We start from the raw sequence: 19,968 nt of genomic DNA on the forward strand, positions 1-19,968 counted from the left end.
ATTGTCAGGACAATTCAGCCAGCAGCTTGCCAATCATGGCTTCGGCTTGGCTTAGATAACCGCTGCCAAACAAGTTCATATGATTCAAGATATGGTAAAGGTTATAGAGGATTTTCCGCACCGCATAGCCCTGATCCAAAGGCCAAACGTCTTGATAGGCGGCGTAGAATTCGGCGCCAAAGCCACCGAACAACTCAGTCATTGCCAAATCGGCCTCCCTGTCGCCGAAATAACAGGCGGGGTCAAAAATAAGCGGGTTGCCTTGCTTGTCCACCGCCGCATTTCCACCCCATAAATCGCCGTGCAACAATGAAGGCAAGGGCTGGTAGCCTGCAAAAAAGCTCGGCAAGTCGGCGCACAGACGTTCACCTTGGCTTTGCAATTTGCCGCGATAACCGCGCTCAGCCGCCAAACGCAGCAGGTAAGCCAAACGCTGGTTTTGCCAAAACGATACCCAATCTTCGCTACGCGGATTTAACTGGGAAGTTGTGCCAATGGTGTTGTCGCGCTCCCAACCAAAATAAGCTTGCGGCACTTGATGCAAACGGGCAAGCTGCTGACCTAATTTTTGCTCGGACAAGCGGCTGGAATAGCCAAAATCCACAAACTCCAATACTAAGAAGGCATGGTCTTCTGCTAAGCCACAGATAATAGGCTGGGGTACTTTAATGGTTTTTGTCGCGGCGATGGCCTGAAGGCCCAGCAATTCCGCCTCGAACATCGGCACTAAATTGGCGCGGTTTTGTTTGACGAAATAACGCTGTCCAAAACCTTCCAAGCAAAAAGCGGAATTGATGTCACCGCCCGCCACTGGCGAACTGGCAACGGCAGTAAAAGCTTGACCGGTCGCGGTTTGGATTTGCTCGGCAATAGTATTAAAAGTGTTCACGGTAGGCGTTGATGCTAATTATTATTGTAGTGGCACAAAGCAACGGTTGGCTTATCTTACCTGCCAACAACCTAAGCAGCCAAATTTTATAGTGTTGATAGCGCGATAATTGGAATGGTGACATAAAAAAACTTTTATGCTCGGAATGTATTTAGGAAATAACGATATTTAAGTTGTTTACATTTTTTCCACTTCATTTTGATTGAGCAATAGAATGAGGCTTAAAGCTTTAACTTTAGAAATGAGCAACTTATTTTTACGTTGGCTCCAAGTTTGGTAAATGGGAATTAAAGAGTCATGTCTTTTAAAAATGCCAATATAATGTCTGCCAACCATCTAACATTACCAAGCAATTGACAATGCATTATTTTAGATACCTGATCCTTTTTCTCTTAGCTTTATACAATCCCTGTTCAGCAACTGAGACGATAAAATCAACCGTATCGAGCGCAGAAATAACAACTGGCAAATGCGATGATACGCCGATACCTGATCCAGTAACCAAATTCGAAAGCTTACCTGCACATGTCAAGTTAGCTGAACAAGTGACGGGTTATAACCAACCCAGTCGTGCTACATGCCAATCTAAGCAATTCAAGTACACAGCCATTCGCGAGAAAGATAGTGTACAAGTGATCTCCTTCTATAGAAAAAACGGTCGTACTCATGCCAGCTATCTTGCCTCCAAGAATGACAAAATCACTGGCAACTACCAAAAGCATGGCATCCTAACTGCATTTTGGCCTGATGGTAAAAAACAAGCCGTCGAATATTTCTGCGACGGCTTTGCTGTAGGCTTCCATAAATATTTTAATAAAAATGGCAAATTAGCTTATGTCATCGACTATTCCCATAGCGACTATGAATGGCAAAAACGGATTGGGGTTGGGGAATACAGAAAATTTTATCAAGGCAAAGCTAACTGGGCCAATGCGGAATTAAAGCAGCCAACACACCTGTTCCGAGAGGTTTTTTCTGTTGAAAATGGCGAGGCTAAGCGACAATCTTTTGCCATTGCCGGGATTTTTTATCCTTCTTGGATCGCTCTTGACAATGCTTCATCTATTGAGCAATGGACGAAACCCGGCGACCAAGGTATGGTGAAAATACGCAATCAATCTTGGAATGTCGTCAATAATAATTTCGACTATTTGCCTTTCTCCGAAGTCTATCAACGGAAAAAACAGGCGTTGCCTGGCACGAGAGCCATCCAATCCTTTCATTCGGATATGTTGAGTTGCCCTTGGATAGACCAAGCCATGCAACTTGGTTTGGAAGATGAACTGTTCAAATTAAAACCCGTTGCCGCTGTCAGTGAACAGGAAATCGCTTCATCACCGCAAAGCCGTTATGCGGCTTGTCTTGCCAAACCGAATGCAGATTGCTTGTTCGAGCATACTTATGAAAATCTTCAATTTGAAAGCAGTCAAAAAAGCACATTTGTTAACGGCTTTGGTAGAGCCGCATTGGCGACGGGCTATCCCGAATGGACGCGCAAAGCCATGACGGCAGCACTCACCGAAACCCGTGGCTTTAGTCCGCCCAACCCATTCTTAGCAGAGCCTGCAAGCCTTAAAGCACAAGCTGAATTTGCACTAGGCCTTAATCAGGAAGTCGAAGCAAGCTTGAATACGGCATTCGAAAATGCGTTTACTGCAAATAAAGGCTATTCAATGCCTGCATATGCGCCCGCTATAGCCGCGACGGTTCCGTTATTTTTATTAACCACAAAACCACTTTTGACTGAAAAAATCCGTGATTTCTACGCATTGGCGGAAAGTAAAGAAGTTCCAAAATCTCTAGCTATTGTAGAAGCTTTTGCTATTTCCCTAGCTCGGCAAGGCAAAATTGAAGAAGCCCTAAAATTAGCCGACGAATTTTTTCCAAAAGAAAACCCTTTTATTTCTTTGGCTATTGATAGTGCAAAAGAATATAAAAATATCCACGAAAATTTTCGTTATAACTATTTACAAGCTTTACTCGCACTGGTCGACGGACGTATAAAAAGGGGGGATTTTTCAGCAGCGCAAGTTGCGCTGAATGAAATTGAAAACCTTGAGCCAAACTATGCCCAGACAGCTGAAGTGGCAATTAAAGTGGCTTCAGCCTATGCCCAAATTGGTAATGTCGAGAAGGCCATGGCGGCTACTAAAAATATGCACATTATCAATTACTATCAGGACTTTGCTTATATTGCGATAAGCCTATGCAAGGCTGGCGAAAAAACAGATGGCAACATTTTCGCGGATAAAATACGTACAGCAACGTTTGATGTTCATTCATGGGAAAAAGGTGGTGCACCTATTGCCACTAAATTAACAACGATCCCAAATGTGGAAGCCAATCTTGCCAAGATAGAATTGTTTTGTGGCGATACTGAAAAAGCCAAAGCTAGTTTTAAAGACATTTTGAAACGATCCGATGAGCCGGTTAAGTGTAGAAGTGACTTCTGTGGAGACCCTTACGAAAATGCACAGCGAATTAGAAAAACCGCACTTGACGCTGGCATGGTGGATTTGGTGTGGGAACAAAAAGTCTACGACGATCCGGTATTTAGTTTGGAAGTGGCCTTACAGCGGGCTAAAAATGGCGATGCTGCCAGTGCCTTATCAAGATTTGACAGCTTAGCCACAGACCAAAATTTCCAACAATATAGGCTTATGTATCCTCTAATTAAGGCACAAATACTGGCCTTGCTTGGTCGGGATGCCGATTTAGACAAAGCGTTCTCAAAAGCAAGGCAGTTTGCTATCCATCTGGAACATGCCGAAGTCCGAGCCAAAGCTTTACTTGAAATAGCTAAAACCTATGCGGAATTAAAGAAAAACGAACAAGCCATTGACTTAACCAACGAAGCGCTGGCGAATCTTGCCGCCATTAGAATGAGCGATAACAATATTCTAAACATCCATCGTTTATATCCAGATTTTGTCAGAATGCTTGCCGAATTAGGTGCTGACGGACAAGCGCAAGCAGTTACTTTCTCGTTACTAAAGCCATCATATTTGGATGATTTTAGCCGTCGGATGGAGCAAGAACTGGGGCGTTCCCGAATACTGGGCGAAGTGGCTTTAAATCTATTTCAAGAAGACCAAGAAGACAATCACTTGGCTGATTTAAAAGCCGTACAACCATTTGGTTTGCGATTACATTTATGGCTTAAGGCATTAAAAATTGCCGATAAGCAACATAATGAAGATGGTCTGGAATTTGTTGGCGATGCGCTCATCGCAGAACTGAATGATTTATCTGCGTCATTGGATGTCGGCATGGGGTATCAGGAAAAACACGAAATACTTCACCTCTTAGCCAGTATTCTTCGCAAAGGCATAGTGCGTCTTACGCCAGAAAAGCAATTGGAAACCCTGCAACAGCTTATCGAACAAGCACGTCTTATGTCGGAAACCAAAGAAGGCGCAAAAGCCTTATGCGAATTGGCTTACACTGCAAAAAAAATCAACCAGCCCGCGTCAGCCAATACTTTGTTTGAAGAAGGCACTGCCCTCGCCGCAAAACTCCAGCCCCGCACTTTTCCCATTGATGAACGAGCCTTAGGTGCTTGTGCTTTTTGGCTTAAAACGGCAGGCGATACCCATCGAGCCAATAATTTTATTCTCGACGTGCTGGCAAAGATGCCCAATAACTTGGAAACAGTTGGCGTAGGTTCAATCCAAACCCTGCTGAATGTTGCCATTGCCTATGCCGAATATGAAAATGGCGAAGTCAATTGGTTGGACGGTTCTCGTTTAGAGCCGTAATCGGAAAAACAACCAATCGCGCAGGCATTGTCCGCAGAAAGCCTTCTCATTTACTTGGAGCGTTACCTGTTCAAATAGTTACCGATCGACTTGGCAAACAAAATTGAACATTCCATTTTCAAGCGAAGTAGATTAGATCTTAATTGCCAAAGGATGGCGACTGCGCAGTATATCTGAGAGTTATTATTTTGTTCACAGTATGCCCTTGGCTGTTTGTAAAACAGCCTGCGCAAATTGTTCCTTCGCCGACACAAAAGGCGCAAGCATTAATATGCCGATCGAGCAACACACCACCACTTCCTTATATATAGATTTTAATTACCGTTTAACTCAGGTAGATTAAAGGCATTCCCACCACTACACCAAATTGAAGCAATGAACTACTGGTTGATGAAATCTGAACCCGACACTTTTGGCATTGACGACTTAGCTAATCGCCCCCAGCAAACGGAGCATTGGGACGGAGTCCGGAATTATCAGGCCCGCAATATGATGCGTGATGAAATGAAGCTGGGCGACCAGGTATTTTTTTACCATTCCAACTGTGACGAGCCAGGGATTGTCGGCTTAATGGAAATTGTGAAGGAAGGCTACCCGGACCATACCGCCTTCGACCCTGACGACAAACATTTCGACCCCAAAAGCCATCCCGACAAACCGACTTGGATAATGGTTGAGGTGAAGTATATCCGCCATCTTAGCCGCAACATCACCCTAAAAGAATTGAAAGAAAAAACAGAATTGGCCGATTTGGCTTTGGTAAGACGTGGCAACCGCTTGTCGATCATGCCGGTCACTGCCGAACAATGGCAGTTGATTTTGGCAATGGAATAATCGCCGCCTAATCTTTGGCTTTCTCCAATCGGTCGCCGGTGTACTGGTCATAACGCAAATTGGCGCGGGCTTCGCACCCTGCCCTCGCCTCGCTGTCCGCCAATTTTACACATTCATTTTGACGCGCCGCTTGTGCAGCATTGTACAAACCCTGCGATGTGCAAGCCTGCAACCACAAAATCACCAAGACAATCGCCAGCCTTCCCATCTTTGCTCCTGTTCAATCACTGTATTGAAAAAACATAACGCCGGCATTTGCCTGATGCCTTAACGGTCAGCAAGCACCGGTGCCACGCTTGGCAAATTTAGCTTTTCAGCAAAGCCCCAGCAAAACCCACTTGCCGCCACGCCTCGTATAAAACAATCGATACGCTGTTGGATAAATTCAAGCTGCGGCTTTCTGCCTGCATCGGCAAATACAGACAGTTTTCCAAACCAATATCTGATAACACATCGGCAGGCAAACCGCGAGTTTCCGGACCAAACATAAAAGTATCACCTGCTTGGTAAGACAAGTCGCTAAACACTTGCTGGCCTTTGGTCGATAAGGCAAACAAGCGTTGCGGTTTGGCGGCCTCGTAAAAGGCCGCCAAACTGGCATGTGTTTTTACCGTTACCCATTCGTGGTAATCCAAACCCGCGCGGCGTAACTTTTTATCATCCAACTCAAAACCTAGCGGTTCTATGAGATGCAATTGCGCACCAACATTGGCGCACAAACGGATGATGTTACCGGTATTTGCCGGAATTTCCGGCTCGTAAAGGACGATATTAAACATTATTTAGCGGGCTTCTTAGCCGGTGTCGGCGTGAGTTTCCAAATATCTTGGTTGTATTCGGCAATGGTCCGGTCCGTTGAAAACTTGCCGCTGTTGGCGGTGTTTAAAATGCTCATTTTTGTCCAGCGTTCCTGATCTTTGTAGGCAATTTCCACCTGTTTTTGCGCTTCGACAAAACTGCGGAAATCGGCAACCGTCATCCAAGGATCTTGCGGGCTTTTGATGGCGCCTAAAACCGCATCAAAAATGCCCGGCTCAAACTGGTTGAAATGACCGCATTCCAACAAATTCATGACGCGTTTTAAGTCATCGTCTTTGGCAATGATGGATAAAGGATCGTAATGTCCACGCGCCGCTTCCACTTGGTCTTCCGTCAAACCAAACAGGAAGAAATTTTCTGCGCCGACTTCTTCACGTATTTCAATATTCGCACCATCCAAGGTGCCAATCGTCAACGCGCCGTTCATCATGAATTTCATGTTGCCGGTGCCGGAGGCTTCTTTACCGGCGGTGGAAATTTGCTCGGACAAATCCGTACCCGGGCAGATTTTCTCCATCGCCGAAACACGGTAATTGGGCAAGAAAATCAACTTTAAGCGGGTACCGACTTCTGGGTCTTGGTTGATGACATTAGCAACATTGTTAATCAGTTTGACGATTTTTTTCGCCATGAAATAACCCGGTGCCGCCTTGCCGCCGATGATGACGCAACGGTCAACCATGTTGGCGGTATCGCCACGTTTGATGCGGTCATACAAATGGATGACGTGCAACACGTTGAGCAATTGGCGTTTGTATTCGTGGATGCGTTTGACTTGGACATCGAAAATGGCATCGAGGTTGATCTCAAAATCCAAGCCCACTTCATCGCGTTTGAAATCAATCAAGCGCCGTTTGGCATTGCGTTTTATTTCGTGCCAGCGTTGGCAGAACGCTTTGTCGTTGACATGCGCTTCGAGCTTTTTCAGCAAGGTCAAATCGGTCAGCCAACCGTCGCCAATGGTTTTGGTAATCAGTTCGGCAAGCTCCGGATTGCAGGCCGCCAACCAACGTCTTGGGGTGACACCGTTGGTTTTATTGTTAAATTTCTTAGGCCACATTTCGTAAAAATCACGGAACAATCCTTGTTGCAGCAATTTGGAATGCAATGCCGCCACGCCGTTGACTGAATAACTGCCCACAATCGCCAAATAGGCCATGCGCACGTGTTTTTCGTGGCCTTCTTCAATCAAGGACATACGCGCTTGGCGGGCAATATCGCCAGGCCAATGCGCCGAAACTTGCGCCAAAAAGCGGGCATTGATTTCGTAAATGATTTCCAACAATCGGGGCAATAATTGCTTAAATAAGTTGACCGACCAACGCTCCAACGCTTCGGGCAGCAAGGTATGGTTGGTGTAAGCCATGGTTTGGCTAGTGATTTTCCAAGCTTCATCCCAACCCAGTCCATGCACGTCAATCAACAGGCGCATCAGTTCGGCAACAGCAATGCTGGGATGAGTGTCGTTCAACTGGAAGGTGTTTTTGGATGCAAAATCTGCAAAATTCTCGCCGTGACGCCCGACCCACACCGCCAAGACATCTTGCAAGCTGGCAGATGCCAATAAATATTGCTGGCGCAAACGCAAAGCCTTGCCGTTTTCGCTGGCATCGTTCGGGTACAAAACCATGGTGATGTTTTCGGCAGTATTTTTGGCAGCCACCGATTCGGCGTAGTCACCGGCGTTAAATTCTTGCAGGTCAAATTCTTCGGTCGCCGTCGCTTTCCACAACCGCAAGATATTGACGGTACCATTGTTGTAACCCGGAATGGGCGTATCAAACGGCACCGCCAAAATATCTTGTGTGCCTAACCAGCAAACACGAGCATGGCCTTTTTCGTCGATATGGGTTTCGGTGTAGCCACCAAACTTAATGCGCTGTTTGTATTCGAGGCGTTCAATTTCCCAAGGGTTGCCGTTGCGCAGCCAATGGTCGGGTTCTTCCACTTGTTCACCATTAACGATGGATTGTGTGAACATGCCGTATTCATAGCGTAATCCGTAACCGACGACAGGCAATTGCAAGGTCGCGCAGCTGTCGATAAAACAGGCCGCCAAACGCCCCAAGCCGCCATTGCCCAAACCGGCATCCGGTTCGTTTTCAATCAGTTCTTCCAAATCCAAGCCCAGTGAATACAAGGCTTTGGACACTTCATCGTTAATATCCAAGTTAAGCATGGCGTTGCTGAGGGTGCGCCCCATCAGAAACTCCATCGACAAATAGTAACCGCGCTTGCAGTCACTTTCTTTGTAGGCGTTGTAGGTCCGCTTGGCGCGGTCATTGAGCCGGTCGCTGATGGTCAGCGCCAAAGCTTCGTAGGCGTAATGCAAAGACTGGCAAAGTTCATCCCTGCCCAGGCGATAACCGTAATAATGTTTAAAATCGGTGGCTAAGGCTGTTTTATTAAGCCCTAAGTTTTTTAATGTGGCGATGCTGGCGGTAGGTTTGCTGGTTTTAAAGCGTCTATGGGGCATGGCACGTCCTTAATCAAAGTTAGAGGAAACAGCTAGTAGGCATGACAAGCGTTAACGCAGCGAATTGGTGTATTCCGTGATGATGCGCTGCAATAAGGCTTTATCGAGTTGTTGGTTGTCGACTTTTAAGTAAGCAACTGCTTCTTTAAAATGGGGGCGCACTTCTTGGACACCCGACACTTTCATCAATTCGTCCATAAAGGCTTGGGCTTCGTGTTGGGCTAAGTTATCAAGAGAAATCAACAAGTTTGACCAATAACGGGGCGGGCGCATGGCAAACGCCACGACAAACCAACTGAATGCCGCCACCGCGCAAAAGACAAACACTGCCGTCTCGCCAAATTCACCCTTAAACCAGCCGCCCAGAAAACCGCCGATAAACAAACCCATGAACTGGCTGCTGGAATACGCGCCCATTGCCGTGCCTTTCAAATCGGCGGGAGCGGTTTTGGAAACCAAAGACGGTAACGTGGCTTCCAGCAAGTTGAATCCACAAAAGAATAGCCACAAAAAGCCGATGATGACATAAAGATTGTCGTGGAATTGCGCCAAACAGAGTTCGGCAATCGCCAATACGATAATCGCCCCTAAAAAGACGGTTTTCATACGGCGTTTCTTTTCGGCAATGATGATAAATGGCACGGCAACCGCCATTGAGGTGATAAACACCGGCAAATACACTTGCCAATCGCTGCCAGGCGTTAAGCCGTTATGGCGCATCAAGGATGGCACGACCACAAAAATAGCCATCAAAATCATATGTAAAACGAAAATGCCGTAATTCAAACGCAGCAGATCAGCATCTTTGATGGCATCGAACATTTGCGAAGGTACAAATTCGGCATCGCGGTGCAATTTGCTTTGAGCAGGATTGGGTACGACAAAAATAATGGTCAAAATCGCCAGGCAAGTCAGCACAGCGGTCAGCCAAAACACGCTGTGCACGCCACCAAATTCGGCAATCACCGGCCCTGCGGTGATGCCAATACCGAACGATGCGCCGATGCTGGCACCAATGGTTGCCATGGCTTTGGTACGGTGGACTTCTTGGGTCAAATCAGCCACTAAAGCCATAATTGCCGAAGAAATCGCACCAGCGCCCTGCAAAGCCCTGCCCACCAAAACCCCATAAATGGAGGTTGACACTGCCGCCACCACGCTGCCCAAGCAAAATAACAATAGGCCGAAAATAATCACTTTTTTTCGTCCGAAGCGATCGGACATCAAACCAAAAGGGATTTGCAACAACACTTGCGGCAAGCCGTAAATGCTCATCGCCAAACCGATAAGCGCCGGTGTCGAGCCTTCCAATTGCGCGGTAAATAATGACAATACCGGCAAAATCATAAACAAACCCAGCATTCTTAGTGCATAAATTGCCGCTAAGGACAGTGTGGCGCGCTTTTCAGCAGCCGTCATCGGGCTGGAAATATCCTGAAAATTTGTCAAAACCTAATTCTCCTCAGCATCTGCACAGCCGATGTTAGCGTTTTCCTGATGCCAGAAAAAACCTAACGCCTTTTGTACACTTCATAATTGCTATAAAAACCAACAAGTTCCTTTTGAGACTTGCATATTGCAAATATTATAACAACCTTTACTTGGCGAAAGGCTTAATTTGCTGCGGCATCGGCGATTAACGCACCTATTTGCCGATAATCGCCATTGCCAACAGCGGTGCGCGCAGCCCGAACAAATGGGTCTGAAAATTTTAATTGAACGCAGTTTAATTATTGACTATAGTTAAACCCAGAAAACTTAGATAATAACGGCAACTTTTATAATCGGGGAAATAAAATGCTAAAAAAATTCGTACGTTGGATTCTGGTCTTGGTGTTTAGGGTCAGCGTGACCGGCATGGACAATTACCACAAAGCCGGTCAGCGTGTGCTGATTATCGCCAACCATATTTCGTTTCTCGACCCGTTGTTGTTGTGGGCGTTTTTACCCGACGACATCACCTTTGCGATCAACACCCATATTTCGCAACGCTGGTGGTTAAAACCGTTTTTACGCTTTGCCACCGTGTTCCCAATGGATCCCACGCATCCTTTGTCGTTAAAAAATCTGGTCAACCACCTACAACATGACAACATTACGGTGATTTTCCCAGAAGGCCGAATTACCGCCACCGGTTCGTTGATGAAAATTTACGATGGCACCGGCATGGTTGCCGACAAATCCGACGCAGCGATTTTGCCGATTCGTGTCCACGGTTCGGAATATACGCATTTCTCCAAGATGCAAGGGATTTTCAGGCTACGCCTGTTTCCCAAAATCACCCTGCATATTTTGCCGCACACCCATATTGAAAAACACAAAGAACTCAGCGGCAAAAACCGCCGAAAATACAGCGGGCATATTTTGGCGGACATCATGACCGAAATGATGTTTGCAACCAGCCATTATCAGCAAACGGTTTTCTCGGCCTTGCTGGAGGCGCGCCACACCCACGGCGGCAAACACACGGTGGCGGAAGACTTGGAACGCGTACCCGTGGCTTACAACACCTTAATTACCCGAACGATTGCCCTAGGCAATGCGGTCAGAAAAATAACCGCGACTGGCGAAAATGTCGGCGTGTTTTTGCCCAACTCAACCAAAACCTTATATGTCGTTTTGGGGCTGCAATTGCACGGACGCGTACCGGCTATGCTCAACTATTCCACTGGCAGCACCGGCATGTTGGCTGCCTGCCATACCGCGCAAGTAAAAACCGTACTGACTTCCCGCAAGTTTATCGAGCTTGGTAATTTTTCAGCAGAAGCCCAGCAACTTAGCCAACAAGTCAACCTGGTCTATCTGGAAGATGTGGCGGCAACCCTTTCCACTACCGACAAACTGACGGCAGCGCTGCAAAGCCTTACTGCCAACCTGTGGTACCGCCCCGTGCAAACGCCCGACAGCCCTGCCGTGGTGCTGTTCACCTCCGGCTCGGAAGGCACGCCCAAAGGCGTGGTGCTGTCGCATGCCAATATTCTTGCCAACCATAAACAAGTGGCTTCCCGTATCAGCTTCAATCCGCAAGACGTGGTGCTGAATTTCTTGCCCATGTTCCATTCCTTTGGCTTTACAGTCGGCACGTTGTTACCCGTATTGAATGGCATGACCACCTTTTTCTACCCCTCGCCTTTGCATTACGCGGTGATTCCTGAAATTGCTTACGAAATTAACGCGACCATCATGTTTGGCACCAATACCTTTTTGGCGGCTTACGCCAAAAAGGCCCACGCTTATGATTTTTACACCTTACGCTACGTGGTGGCAGGTGCAGAAAAATTGCAAGAAAGCACCCGCGCCTTATGGGCGGACAAATTTGGCATCCGCATTTTAGAAGGTTATGGCGCCACCGAAACCGCACCGGTTGCTGCCGTCAACACGCCGATGGATTTTAAAGGCGGCACGGTAGGCCGCTTGTTGCCGGGCATGCGTTACCAATTGGAACCCGTGCCAGGCATTGAAGCAGGCGGCAAACTGCACGTTGCCGGCCCCAACATCATGCAAGGTTATTTGTACGCCGACAGGCCGGGCGAATTGGTTGCCACCGAATCGCTATTCGGCAAAGGTTGGTACGACACCGGTGACATTGTCAACGTGGATGACGATGGCTTTGTCAGCATCAAAGGCCGCAGCAAACGCTTTGCCAAAGTCGGCGGCGAAATGGTTTCCCTAACTGCCGTGGAATCTTATGCCATCAAAGCATGGCCTGATGCGCATCATGCTGCCGTCAGCCTGCCTGACCCTAAAAAAGGCGAGCAAGTGGTTTTAGTCACCACAAAAAAACAAGCGCGGCTGAGTGAATTATCTGAGGTTTGCACAGGCGTGGCACAAGTGGCTTTGCCGAAAAAAATCCTGATTGTTGATGCAATTCCGGTCATGGCAACCGGAAAAATCAATTATCCGGCGGTAACCGAGCTGGTCAGCTCGGCAAACTAAAATCCAGAACAGGACAAAGCGGCGTAAAAGCTTTTACGCCAACCCCCACTTTATAAAGGCAACCGCTATGAACAAACAAATCTACCCGCTTTTAATTGCCCAGTTCCTCTCGGCTTTTGGCGATAACGCCATTTTGTTTACCGTTATCGCGATTGTCATGCACGGCGCACAACAAGCCAGCTGGTACGTACCGGCTTTGCAAAGCGTTTTCTTGGTCTCATTTGTGGTCATGGCACCGTGGGTGGGTGGCTTTGCTGACCATCACCCGAAAGCACGGGTTTTGCTGGTTGCCAACCTTATCAAAGCCTTGGGTGCGGGGTTGTTGTTGCTGAATGTCGAACCGCTGATTGCTTACTGTATTGTGGGTTTTGGTGCCGCCTTATACAGCCCAGCCAAATATGGCATTTTGCCGGAACTGGCAGGCCACGAATATTTGATGAAAGCCAATAGTTGGGTGGAAGGTTCGACCATTCTGGCGATTTTGCTGGGCATGTTGGTGGGCGCAAAAGTCGCCGATTACTCGACCCAAATGGCGCTCATCGGCATCTTAGTGTTATTTGGCATTTCCGCCTTGACCACCCTGGCCCTGCCGGTGCAAATCGCCAGCAAGCCCGAACCGGGGTCAAAAATCATCGCCTTCGCCAAGCAAATGGGGCAATTTTTCACCACACCACGCTCGTTTTTCGCCATTTTGGGTGGCTCGTTGTTTTGGGCATCGGCAGCCACATTACGCGTCATTTTAGTGGCTTGGGCACCGTTGGTGCTGATGCTAAAAAGCACCAGTGAAATTGCTGAACTGACGCTGTTTTTAGCCATCGGTATCATCATCGGATCAGCCTTAGTACCGGGGTTAATCCCACTCGAACACCTACGCCGTGCGCGCATCCCTGCCTATCTGATGGGATTGCTGATTGTAGGCCTGAGCTTTACCAACAGCCTTTGGCCTGCGCGCTTGGTTTTGCTGATGATCGGCATGATGGGCGGTTTGTTCATCGTACCGATTAACTCGGCATTACAGGAAGAAGGTCAACACAGTATTGGCAGCGGCAGCGCGGTGGCTTTACAAGGCTTTTTTCAGAATTTGGCGATGTTGTTGGCGGTTGGCAGTTATACCTTTGCCGCCTCGCAAGGGGTTGATCCTGTACATGCCATGCTAGGTTTAGGGGGGATCGTCTTGGTAGCAACATTTTTAGTATCGTTAAAACTGCCTGCCAACACTAACTAAATTGAGTCAAAGAACGTGATGTCCGAAGCATGTTGAGCATTCTTGTCTTGCTATCACCGAAATGGTGCAAATTTTAAACTATACTCGGCACCTGCAATCCAAATAACAATAAAAACACAGCATCCTTTACTTACCGGACAAACAATCCTCATGAACAATATTTCGAGTTTCCCAGAAAATATCAGCAAAAAATGCGAAGAACGCCGTAGACATATCCGCGTTCCAACCGATTTGCATTACAGCTTAAGCATCAACGACCATATCTTCACCGGTCAGCTAGGTAATATCAGTTTAAGCGGTGCATTTTTATTGGAACCCAGCCCTCATCTGAACGCCCATTGCACCAACCACACCGGCACGCTCGTCATCACCTTAAACGATGAACCCTTAGTGCTGATTTGCGAAATCGTCTATCTGGCAGAAGCAGAGGAAACCATTTTTCCTATTGGTGCCGGTGTGCTTTTTAGCGAAACCGACCACGCCACACTGGATGCCATCACCCGCTTAAAAGATTATTTTGGGTTGAGCTAAGTCCGCAAACATCAGCCGCCCCGTCAAAACTTCGCCTACACGGAAGTAAGCAAGCCCTATTTTTTTGCCATCCAAGTGCCTGACTGCCATTAAGTTGAGGAATTATTTTGTTTTAAATGGATAGCTATGCCCATTTAAAACAAAACCGAAAGTGCAAACAAAATTTAAGATATGCATATTTCAAGCACATTTGAAAATGAACTATTTCACATATTTTTTTATGAATTAGTTCACTGGTATTTAATTGGGCTTGTGCTATTTTTACCGCTAATTGTTCGATTAAATTTAGACATGGTTATTGTTGGCTGGTGTTGTAGAAACGGTTAGCGAGTTATCTCCTTAGGCAAAATATGTGGGTCTAAAAAGGTGTGTAACTACACCTCATAAAAGGGTGCATAACAAAGCCGGAATACAAAAAAATAATAAAAAACAAATAAATCGAAAAATGATATGCACCTAAAAAGATGTATATTAACTGGAAAAAAGGCACCTTTTTAGGTGTCTACTTTACGTTAGAGTGTCAAACAAATAAACCGAATTACTCCAAGTATGAATACCCCTATACTTATTAACGACCTTCTTAATTTTCAGAGCCTTGAGGGAGTAAAGATTCGATTCGTTAAATCTAATAGTATTGATGATCCTCTGGAACTGTTTAAACATAATAGACAACAGCTTTTGAATTGGCAGTTCTGGAATTATGAAAAAAAGAAATCCTTTCACGAAGGGGAGATTGCAGTAGGTTTTGTAAAAATATCAGAAGATAAATGGTTGTTATTCGACATTAGTAAGATTACTAAAGACCTAAATAAATTTAACGCAGTGGGATACGAATATAAAACTGAAGACGCATACGCTAAATACTTTGGGCGTGTAATTATTCAATACAAAAATAAATCACAAAATCTTGTGAGGAAAGCATGTAGCGTTATTGAAGAATGCAAGGTCGCTCAAATTTTGGAAGACACATTCAATGATGACGTTTTTCCTGGCTATGAAAACATTAATATTCCATGGCTAAGGCTTGAAAAAGTTATTAATAATAGTGCATGGAAAGCAGCTTTAGAGAATCAAAAGGGCGTATATCTCATTACCGACAAAAGTAACGGGAAAATGTATGTAGGTTCTGCATATGGGGAGAACATGATTCACGGTAGGTGGTCAAGCTACATAATCAGTAGTCATGGCGGCAATAAAGAATTGAAGGAATTAGCCCCTAACTATATTAAAGAAAACTTCACATATTCGATTCTGGAAATATACAAATCAACAGTCGATGATAGCGTCATTTTGAATCGGGAATCTTGGTGGAAGGATGTCCTCTTAACAAGAAAATATGGTTACAACAGTAATTAATAATCCTTGTAGGATTGATGTAATCATGATGGTTAACATTTCGGTTTTATCTCATTGGTCGATTATTCTAACTATACTATCAAATATATTATCCGCCCGTTGGCGGTTTTGAAATTCAGTTTTTTATCAAGGTTCGGCGGCCTCTCTAAAGCTCAGTGAGCATCACGCACATTACAGTAACATTAGCCTGATGTTTAATGTTGATTCGATCCACAACTCATGAAAAATCATCGGCAATTACATCTCAACGCGATAATATGCGCTAACCATAGGATGTGCTGAGGTACGAAGCGCATCAATCGCGCAAAAACTCGACAGGTGCGCTTCGTTCCTTTTATACCCTTTGGGTACAGCACATCCTATGACTTTTGTTCCTGTCGTTTTTCTTAACTTAATGGCAGTGATCCAAGCGCCTGCGTATCGACAACGGTTAGGTCGGCGAGGCAATCCAACCCCGCATAAAACTCCGCACCAACAAGACCACGCTGGCTTCCACATCATCCAAACCTACTACGTCCATTTTTCCGGTTAGCGATAACAGACAAATGCCGTGAATACCGCCCCACAAAGCCCGTGCCGCACGCCGCTTATCGGCATCGGCGCAATCGGGTGACAGCCGCGCAAATTGGTTTTCCACCCGGACAAAAATGGCTTCGATTTGCTGGATGTAACTGTCGGGCAAGACAAAATCTTCCGGCAATTTATAATCAAAAATCAGGCTCCAGCGGTGGTAATGGTTGCCGGCATACGACAAATAAGTCTTGGCGAGCTGCTCGACACAAATGTCAGCAGGTTGTTGCGGTTCTGCGCTTTGTGCGGCATCCAGTTGCAAGGCAATTTGCTCCAGCGTACGGGCATTGATGTGGGTAATCAAATCCGCCATATTGGCAAACACCATATAAATGCTGCCCACGGTATAGCCCACTTCACTGGCAATCCTACGCATGGTCAGTGCGCTCCCGCCTTGTTCGGCAACAATATTTTCGGCGGCGGACAACACCATTGCTTTAATTTCTTCCAGACTGTGTTCGCTTCGTCTTGCCATATTGGCTGTATTCCTCAAATATAATGGATCTGTAGGCTGGCTTTCTCAAAAGAATAGCAAATTTATGCCATACTATTGGGTTTTTAATACCGCCCGGAATCAATCGCTCCGGATGATTAAGCATTTAGAAGGAGTAACAGATGACAGCATTAGTTGGCATCATCATGGGGTCAACTTCCGACTGGGAAACCATGCAACATGCTGCAGAAATTTTGCAGCAATTGGGCATCCCCCATGAAGTGGAAGTGGTTTCGGCGCACCGCACCCCCGACAAATTGTTCCAATACGCCGAAACGGCAGCGGACCGGCAATTGGAAGTCATCATTGCCGGTGCCGGTGGCGCAGCGCATTTACCCGGCATGACCGCCGCCAAAACCGCCCTGCCGGTGTTGGGCGTACCGGTTCAATCCCAAGCCTTAAATGGAATGGATTCCTTGTTGTCAATTGTGCAAATGCCCGCCGGCATTCCGGTCGGGACACTTGCCATTGGCAAAGCAGGGGCAAAAAATGCCGCTTTGCTGGCAGCGGCCATTATCGCCAACAAACACGGGCAGTTTAAAGAAGTGTTGGCAAACTACCGACAAGAACAAACCGATAAAGTGCTGGCCCAAGCGGATCCACGCATTCCATTAGAAAATGAGGGAAAACAATAATGAAGATTGGTGTACTAGGCGCAGGACAGTTAGCGCGTATGATTGCTTTGGCGGGTTATCCGCTGGGATTGGATTTTATCTTTCTTGACCCGTCAGAAGATGCTTGCGCCGGAAAGTTGGGCGACCAATTGTTAGGTGACTACGACCACCCGCGCCTGTTGGCCAGTTTGGCAGAGCAGGCCGATGTCGTGACCTATGAGTTTGAAAACGTACCTGCCGATGTTGCTGAATACTTGGCGGCACGCACCCAAGTACACCCTTCGCCAAAAGCCTTGGCGGTTGCCCAAGACCGCCTGATCGAAAAAAACTTTTTTAACGAAATTGGCATCCCTACCCCTACCTATGCACCCGTTGACAGCTTTCAAGGCCTGCAAACCGCCATGCAAAGCATCGGCTATCCTGCCATCTTAAAAAGCCGCACCCAAGGTTACGATGGCAAAGGCCAATCGCTGTTGAAATCGGTTGCCGATTTGGCGGCGGCTTGGAAATTATTGGACGGCGTACCGGCAATCGTAGAAGGTTTTGTGCCGTTTAGCCGTGAAGTGTCCATCATTGGTGTACGTAGCGAATCCGGCGAACTGGTTTTTTATCCGCTATCAGAAAACCAACACCGTGGCGGCATTCTGCGCGTATCGAGATGTTTGTCCAGCGACCCCATGCAAGCGCAAGCCGAAGACTACGCACGCCGTCTGATAACCGAATTGGACTACGTGGGTGTACTGGCATTGGAATTGTTTGAAGTGGACGGCAAGCTGATCGCCAACGAACTTGCCCCGCGTGTGCATAACTCCGGGCATTGGACGATTGAAGGCGCTGAAACCAGCCAATTTGAAAACCACCTGCGCGCTATTTTAAACCTGCCGCTGGGCGCAACCGATCCGGTTGGCTGTGCGGCAATGGTCAACTTTATTGGCGGCCTGCCCAAATCGGAAGACATCTTAAGCATCGCCAATGCGCATTTGCATTTGTACGCCAAAGAACCGCGCAAAGGCCGTAAAGTCGCCCACGCCACCATACGTACCGATTCGCCTGAGCAAATGGAAAGCAGCTTGGCGCAATTGATAAGCCTCGCCGACCAGGTGGATGATTCCTAAAAAACATTGGAGTGTGGAGTCCAAAAGCTTTTTGGACTCCACGCAAATCCGCGCTTCCCGCTTTTATCTCTTACAAAGCCTTAAACACCACTTCCGCTGCCGCCAAGGTTTTCGCCAAATCTTCATCGCTGTGCGCCATTGACACAAAGCCTGCTTCAAATGCCGAGGGCGCAAGGTAAACACCTTGTTCCAACATGGCGTGGAAGAAACGTTTGAACAAGGCCTGATCGCAAGCCATCACTTGGCTAAAGCGGCTGATACGCGCTTCATCGCTAAAAAACAACCCGAACATACCGCCGACTTGATTGGTGGTCAGCGCAATGCCAGCTTCTTGGGCGCGGGCTTTTAAGCCGCTGGTCAGCTGCTCGGTTTTTGCAGCCAGCGTTTCATAAAAACCCACTTGGTCGATCAGCTCCAAAGTTTTCAAACCCGCCGCCATCGCCACCGGATTGCCCGACAGCGTACCCGCCTGATAGACCGGCCCTAACGGTGCCAAATATTCCATAATTTTTTGGCTGCCACCGAACGCACCCACGGGCATCCCGCCACCAATGATTTTGCCTAAGGTGGTCAAATCGGGTTTGATGCCGTAATAGGCCTGCGCACCGCCAAGAGCCACCCGAAAACCAGTCATCACTTCATCAAAAATCAACACGCTTTGGTATTCGTCACAAACATGGCGTAAGGTTTCCAAAAAACCAGCTTCGGGCGGAATGCAATTCATATTGCCAGCCACGGGTTCGACGATAATACAGGCGATTTGCCCGCCGATGTCGGCAAACAAGTTTTTTACCGCCTCGCTATCGTTGTACGTCAAGGTAATGGTGTTTTCTGCCAATGCCGCCGGTACACCCGGTGAACTCGGCACGCCGAAGGTCAGCGCCCCGGAACCGGCTTTCACCAACAATGAGTCAGAATGCCCGTGGTAGCAACCTTCGAACTTCACGATTTTGTCGCGACCGGTGTAGCCGCGCGCCAAGCGTATCGCGCTCATGGTGGCTTCGGTGCCGGAACTGACCATACGCACCAAATCAATCGACGGCATCAGTTGGCAAACGCGTTCCGCCATTTGCGTTTCTATTTCGGTCGGTGCGCCAAAGCTCAAACCCTTGGCGGCAGCGGCTTGCACGGCGGCAATCACCTCAGGATGGGCGTGGCCCAAAATCATCGGCCCCCACGACCCTACGTAGTCAATATACTGTTTGCCAAAGCTATCGGTAATGGTTGCACCGGCGGCATGGTCAATAAACACCGGTGTGCCGCCGACACCGCTAAATGAGCGGACAGGCGAATTGACACCGCCAGGAATGACATGTTTGGCTTGGGAAAATAAGGTAGTTGCTGCGGTCATG

The 19,968-nt window shown here is 47.3% G+C and carries 15 protein-coding genes; 8 read left to right on the forward strand and 7 right to left on the reverse strand.

Annotated elements, in window-relative coordinates:
* Nucleotides 1-4: 4 nt before the first annotated feature.
* A complete protein-coding gene (locus ACYQ1O_RS09410) occupies nucleotides 5-889 on the reverse strand; it encodes a fructosamine kinase family protein (protein ID WP_459991407.1) in 885 nt (294 codons plus the stop codon).
* A gap of 359 nt (nucleotides 890-1,248) precedes the next feature.
* Between ACYQ1O_RS09410 and ACYQ1O_RS09415 the strand changes: the two genes are divergently transcribed.
* Both ACYQ1O_RS09415 and ACYQ1O_RS09420 read left to right on the forward strand, forming a co-directional pair.
* Nucleotides 1,249-4,647 (forward strand): toxin-antitoxin system YwqK family antitoxin, encoded by a 3,399-nt coding sequence (locus ACYQ1O_RS09415; protein WP_459991408.1) that lies wholly within the window; start codon nucleotides 1,249-1,251, stop codon nucleotides 4,645-4,647.
* Between the two features lie 375 nt (nucleotides 4,648-5,022).
* Nucleotides 5,023-5,481, forward strand: a complete 459-nt coding sequence (locus tag ACYQ1O_RS09420) for an EVE domain-containing protein (protein WP_459991409.1) — start codon at nucleotides 5,023-5,025, stop codon at nucleotides 5,479-5,481.
* Between the two features lie 7 nt (nucleotides 5,482-5,488).
* Here the strand turns inward: ACYQ1O_RS09420 and ACYQ1O_RS09425 are convergent, their stop codons facing one another.
* From ACYQ1O_RS09425 to ACYQ1O_RS09440, 4 genes are all read right to left on the reverse strand, one after another.
* Nucleotides 5,489-5,689 carry a hypothetical protein gene (locus ACYQ1O_RS09425; RefSeq protein ID WP_459991410.1) on the reverse strand — a complete coding sequence of 67 codons (201 nt, stop codon included), beginning with the start codon at nucleotides 5,687-5,689 and terminating at the stop codon, nucleotides 5,489-5,491.
* 97 nt (nucleotides 5,690-5,786) lie between these two features.
* A complete protein-coding gene (gene trmL, locus ACYQ1O_RS09430) occupies nucleotides 5,787-6,260 on the reverse strand; it encodes a tRNA (uridine(34)/cytosine(34)/5-carboxymethylaminomethyluridine(34)-2'-O)-methyltransferase TrmL (RefSeq protein WP_459991411.1) in 474 nt (157 codons plus the stop codon).
* The gene (locus ACYQ1O_RS09435; protein WP_459991412.1) at nucleotides 6,260-8,776 is read right to left on the reverse strand and encodes a glycogen/starch/alpha-glucan phosphorylase; all 2,517 of its coding nucleotides are present in this window, start codon (nucleotides 8,774-8,776) and stop codon (nucleotides 6,260-6,262) included. The genes trmL and ACYQ1O_RS09435 overlap by 1 nt, the downstream gene beginning before the upstream one ends.
* Nucleotides 8,777-8,827: 51 nt before the next feature.
* Complete coding sequence (locus ACYQ1O_RS09440; protein WP_459991457.1) at nucleotides 8,828-10,195, reverse strand: MFS transporter; 1,368 nt, start codon at nucleotides 10,193-10,195, stop codon at nucleotides 8,828-8,830.
* Nucleotides 10,196-10,573: 378 nt separating this feature from the next.
* Here ACYQ1O_RS09440 and ACYQ1O_RS09445 point away from each other — a divergent pair, with 378 nt between their 5' ends.
* From ACYQ1O_RS09445 to ACYQ1O_RS09460, 4 genes are all read left to right on the forward strand, one after another.
* Nucleotides 10,574-12,712, forward strand: a complete 2,139-nt coding sequence (locus ACYQ1O_RS09445; RefSeq protein WP_459991413.1) for an AMP-binding protein — start codon at nucleotides 10,574-10,576, stop codon at nucleotides 12,710-12,712.
* A 67-nt stretch (nucleotides 12,713-12,779) separates the two neighbouring features.
* Nucleotides 12,780-13,937 (forward strand): lysophospholipid transporter LplT, encoded by a 1,158-nt coding sequence (lplT, locus tag ACYQ1O_RS09450; protein ID WP_459991414.1) that lies wholly within the window; start codon nucleotides 12,780-12,782, stop codon nucleotides 13,935-13,937.
* 150 nt (nucleotides 13,938-14,087) lie between these two features.
* Nucleotides 14,088-14,468, forward strand: coding sequence for a PilZ domain-containing protein (locus ACYQ1O_RS09455; protein ID WP_459991415.1), 381 nt, complete (start codon nucleotides 14,088-14,090; stop codon nucleotides 14,466-14,468).
* Nucleotides 14,469-15,017: 549 nt separating this feature from the next.
* Nucleotides 15,018-15,824, forward strand: a complete 807-nt coding sequence (locus ACYQ1O_RS09460; protein ID WP_459991416.1) for a GIY-YIG nuclease family protein — start codon at nucleotides 15,018-15,020, stop codon at nucleotides 15,822-15,824.
* A gap of 430 nt (nucleotides 15,825-16,254) precedes the next feature.
* Here ACYQ1O_RS09460 and ACYQ1O_RS09465 read toward each other — a convergent pair whose 3' ends face one another.
* Nucleotides 16,255-16,869, reverse strand: coding sequence for a TetR/AcrR family transcriptional regulator (locus ACYQ1O_RS09465; RefSeq protein ID WP_459991417.1), 615 nt, complete (start codon nucleotides 16,867-16,869; stop codon nucleotides 16,255-16,257).
* Between the two features lie 140 nt (nucleotides 16,870-17,009).
* Between ACYQ1O_RS09465 and purE the strand changes: the two genes are divergently transcribed.
* Together purE and ACYQ1O_RS09475 are read left to right on the forward strand one after the other, a co-directional pair.
* Entirely contained in the window at nucleotides 17,010-17,522 is a 513-nt protein-coding gene (gene purE / locus ACYQ1O_RS09470) for a 5-(carboxyamino)imidazole ribonucleotide mutase (protein WP_459991418.1), read from the forward strand.
* Nucleotides 17,522-18,616, forward strand: coding sequence for a 5-(carboxyamino)imidazole ribonucleotide synthase (locus tag ACYQ1O_RS09475; RefSeq protein ID WP_459991419.1), 1,095 nt, complete (start codon nucleotides 17,522-17,524; stop codon nucleotides 18,614-18,616). Before purE ends, ACYQ1O_RS09475 begins: the two co-directional genes overlap by 1 nt.
* Before the next feature lie 70 nt (nucleotides 18,617-18,686).
* On the opposite strand, the gene hemL is transcribed toward ACYQ1O_RS09475, so the two are convergent.
* Nucleotides 18,687-19,967 carry a glutamate-1-semialdehyde 2,1-aminomutase gene (hemL, locus tag ACYQ1O_RS09480; RefSeq protein WP_459991420.1) on the reverse strand — a complete coding sequence of 427 codons (1,281 nt, stop codon included), beginning with the start codon at nucleotides 19,965-19,967 and terminating at the stop codon, nucleotides 18,687-18,689.
* Nucleotide 19,968 lies beyond the last annotated feature (1 nt).

This window comes from Methylosoma difficile (assembly GCF_054657615.1).